This window comes from Micrococcus sp. PSi08, assembly GCF_054960655.1.
This window is the reverse complement of sequence record NZ_JBHNYP010000080.1, coordinates 1-210: the sequence shown is the minus strand read 5'-3', so window position 1 is coordinate 210 and position 210 is coordinate 1. Positions and strand designations below refer to the sequence as shown.

Here is a 210-nt window from a genome sequence, read left to right as displayed (position 1 = left end):
GGACTCCGAGAACGCGCGAGCAGCCAAGCGCGGGCCTGGCCGACGGGTCGGCTACACCTACCTGCACTCGGCGATCGACGGGTACACCCGCCTGGCCTACACCGAGGCGTTGGAGGATGAGCGGACGGTGACCACGATCGGGTTCTTCTGCCGGGCGCGGGCGTTCTTCGCCGCCCACGGCATCACCGTGGACCGGGTGATCACGGACAA

The 210-nt window shown here is 69.0% G+C and carries 1 pseudogene; it reads left to right on the top strand.

What is annotated here, in order from left to right:
* Nucleotides 1–210, top strand: a pseudogene (locus tag ACFI33_RS11860) (IS481 family transposase); the annotation flags it as partial.